This is a genomic window from Mesorhizobium sp. M5C.F.Ca.IN.020.32.2.1 (assembly GCF_004023105.1).
GTDB classification, from domain to species: Bacteria; Pseudomonadota; Alphaproteobacteria; order Rhizobiales; family Rhizobiaceae; genus Mesorhizobium; species Mesorhizobium wenxiniae.
Genome location: NZ_RZSX01000755.1, coordinates 1 through 3,142 on the forward strand (window position 1 = coordinate 1; position 3,142 = coordinate 3,142).

Consider the following 3,142-nt stretch of genomic DNA (forward strand, 5'->3'; position numbering starts at 1 on the left):
CTCGCCGCCCGCGCGAACGCCTCGAACTCGAAATCTGATGTGCTGATCGCGCGGCTCAGGCTGGAGATAGAGAAGCTGAAGCGCGAGATCCATGGCAGCCGCTCCGAACGCAAGGCCAGGCTTCTCCAACAGATGGAATTGCAACTTGAGGAGTTGGAAGCCGACGCCAGCCAGGACGAATTGGCGGCGGAACTGACAGCGCGGTCATCGACAGTCCGAGCTTTCGAGCGCAAGCGCCCGTCGCGCAAGCCCTTTCCCGACCATCTGCCACGTGAGCGCGTGGTCATCGCCGCACCCCGGAACTGCCCGTGCTGCGGCTCGGGCAGGCTGGCCAAGCTTGGCGAGGACATTACCGAGACGCTGGAGGTGATCCCGCGCCAGTGGAAGGTGATCCAGACCGTGCGCGAGAAGTTCACCTGCCGTGAATGCGAGAAGATCTCGCAGCCGCCGGCGTCCTTCCATGTGACGCCGCGCGGCTTTGCCGGACCGAACCTTTTGGCGATGGTCCTGTTCGAGAAGTTCGCCCAGCATCAACCGCTGAACCGGCAGAGCGAGCGCTATGCCCGCGAGGGCGTCGACCTCAGCCTGTCGACGCTTGCGGACCAGGTCGGCGCTTGTGCCGTGGCGCTGAAGCCGGTGCACGCGCTAATCGAGGCGCATGTGCTTGCCGCTGATCGTCTCCATGCCGACGACACGACCGTGCCGATCCTGGCGAAGGGCAAGACCGATACAGGCCGCATCTGGACCTATGTCAGGGATGACCGGCCGTTCGGCGGGCAATCGCCACCGGCGGCGCTCTACTATGCTTCGCGCGATCGGCGGCAGGAGCATCCCGAGCGTCATTTGAGGAACTTCACCGGCATTCTGCAGGCCGATGCCTATGGCAGTTACAATCCGCTGTTCAAGGTGGACCGCGATCCCAGTCCGCTGACCCAGGCGCTGTGCTGGGCGCATGCGCGCCGCAAGTTCTTCGTACTTGCCGACATCGCCGCCAATGCCAAGCGTGGCAAGAACGCCGCGCCGATCTCACCGATCGCGCTCGAGGCGGTCAAACGCATCGACGCCCTGTTTGGTATCGAGCGCGACATCAACGGACTCGTCTCCGACGAACGTCTGCAACGACGGCAGGAAAGCCGTCTTATCGCCACCGAACTTGAGGCCTGGATGCGGGCAGAGCGGGCAAGACTGTCGCGCAGCTCTCCGGTCGCCGAGCCAATCGACTATATGCTGAAGCGCTGGGAAGGATTCACGACCTTCCTCGGCGATGGCCGGATTTGCCTCACCAACAACGCGGCCGAACGCGCGCTGCGTGGTTTTGCTCTGGGCAGGAAAGCTTGGCTATTTGCAGGCTCCGATCGAGGTGCCGATCGGGCCGCCTTCATGGCGACGCTGATCAACACCGCCAAGCTCAACGGCATCGATCCGCAGGCATGGCTTGCCGACGTCCTCGCCCGCATCGCCGACACGCCGATCACGCAGATTGAGGACTTGCTCCCGTGGAATTGGAGCCTTCTGACGGCCGCAGCGGATAAGGCTGCCTGATCTGGGCCTACAAATAAACGAGGCCGTCAGATGAGATATCGCAACTCCGCTCTTTACACCCTCAAATATGTGGCCGAGATGCTCGAAGAAGACGAAGACTTTTTGCGCGATTGCTCGATCGAGATGTTCTCGGAAGACGGTTGCCTGAGCGCCTACGACGGCTATCCCGCATCCGAATTAAGCGAACCTATCGTTGTCTTCACCGAAGACGGCATCGACAACCTTCGGCATATCGTCGACGAGCGCAGGGCTGCGGGTCACGCACCGCCGAAACCTAGCGCAGAAAACCGTCGCCCGAAATCATAGTCACCGCGGCCCTGGCCGAATGGTTACCACAGACGCGCGACTTCCCACGATACAACTCCACATAACTGAGCGTCTACAAGCGCTGCAGCCAGCGTAACATCCCGCCATCATAGCGATGATTGTCTGATCTTTTGCCGATGACATCACGTCGGGGAAAGACTTGTTCGAGCGCTTGCCGCTTCATATCGATACCGGCCCGGGCGTAGCGCACGTTACGTTCAGCCCCGAGTGGCTAGCCATTGACTGATGGTGGCTATGTCAACACCCGCCTTGACAAGGTGGATGGCCGTCGTGTGCCGCAAAGAGCGGTGATGGATGCTTTTTTCCGCCAGGGTGGTTCCTTCCCCCGCAGCCATATCAACATGTTTGCGCAGCAAGTATCGAACACCGAACCGGGTCAGCGGTGTGCCGCGGTCGTTGAGAAAGCCCCTTTGCTCGGCGGGACAGGGCGATACCAGACGAAGGTCACAAATTCGAAGATTCAGGATTTCCTGAACTCGTGCATCCGTATTGAACATCAGCGAGAACAGTGCGTAATCCCGCTCCAGAAGGCGTGCGGCGGTCGATACGCGCCAGGACGCTCTTGATTTCGGGCTCTTCGAGATATTCGACAGGTGCCACCCGCGCGCCCTCTTGAAGGGAAGTGTCACCACCAGTTGCAGCGTATCCATATATTCGGGGTGCTCCGAGATCAGGAACCGCGCAAGGTATGCATCGCCGCCAGCCTTGCATTGCGGGTCGCAACTGCCACGCTCGACCTCAAGTGACGTGAGAAAGCTGCCGATCCTGTCGGTATTGATGTCGGAGACCGCTTCTTTCAAGAATATCTTCCCGCTCTCCGCGGCATGAGCCCGTGGCATGCTTCGGCCCAATGCTGTGGATTGACGTCAGGTAGTGCATTGATTTTTCGTGGAATGAGGACCCTGTTTAAGGGGTGCTTTTCGTCCAAACGGGACCCCTTAACGATGGGGTCATCAAGATGCCTCCGGCTTGATCGGAGGCATTTGTGTTTTGGATGTTGGTTTTGGAGACGATTGCAAAGATACGTCGGCTGTCGCTGGTCCAGGGGAAGTCGAGCAAGGCGAGCTGAAGATCTCGCGCAAGGTGGTGCGCAAGGTCCTGCGTTCTGAGGAGACGGAGTTCCGCTACGAGCGCAAGCACCAGCCCTATCCCCGCATGGGAGCCTGGCGTGAGACGCTGGACCGGCTGCTGTCGGCGAATGCGGCCAAGCCGCAGCGGGAGCGGCTGACGCTGATCCGTATTTTCGAGGAGCTTCGCGGCCTCGGCTATGACG

General features: G+C 60.4%; 3 protein-coding genes and 1 pseudogene. 3 read left to right on the forward strand and 1 reads right to left on the reverse strand.

The features are described 5' to 3' along the window. On the forward strand, positions 1 to 1,542 hold a 1,542-nt coding region (locus EOA86_RS28295), incomplete at its 5' end, for an IS66 family transposase (RefSeq protein ID WP_128344688.1). Between the two features lie 78 nt (positions 1,543 to 1,620). Then, a complete protein-coding gene (locus EOA86_RS28300; RefSeq protein WP_245497403.1) occupies positions 1,621 to 1,848 on the forward strand; it encodes a hypothetical protein in 228 nt (75 codons plus the stop codon). 218 nt (positions 1,849 to 2,066) lie between these two features. Here EOA86_RS28300 and EOA86_RS28305 read toward each other — a convergent pair whose 3' ends face one another. Next, positions 2,067 to 2,669 carry a hypothetical protein gene (locus EOA86_RS28305; protein ID WP_164892053.1) on the reverse strand — a complete coding sequence of 201 codons (603 nt, stop codon included), beginning with the start codon at positions 2,667 to 2,669 and terminating at the stop codon, positions 2,067 to 2,069. A 194-nt stretch (positions 2,670 to 2,863) separates the two neighbouring features. On the opposite strand from EOA86_RS28305, the pseudogene EOA86_RS28310 reads away from it, so the two are divergent. Beyond that, positions 2,864 to 3,142: pseudogene (locus tag EOA86_RS28310) on the forward strand (IS21 family transposase); the annotation flags it as partial.

Excerpts from the sequence above, each read along its gene's own strand:
- EOA86_RS28300 (WP_245497403.1), top strand. The coding sequence starts at position 1,621 with ATGCTCGAAGAAGACGAAGACTTTTTGCGCGATTGCTCGATCGAGATG.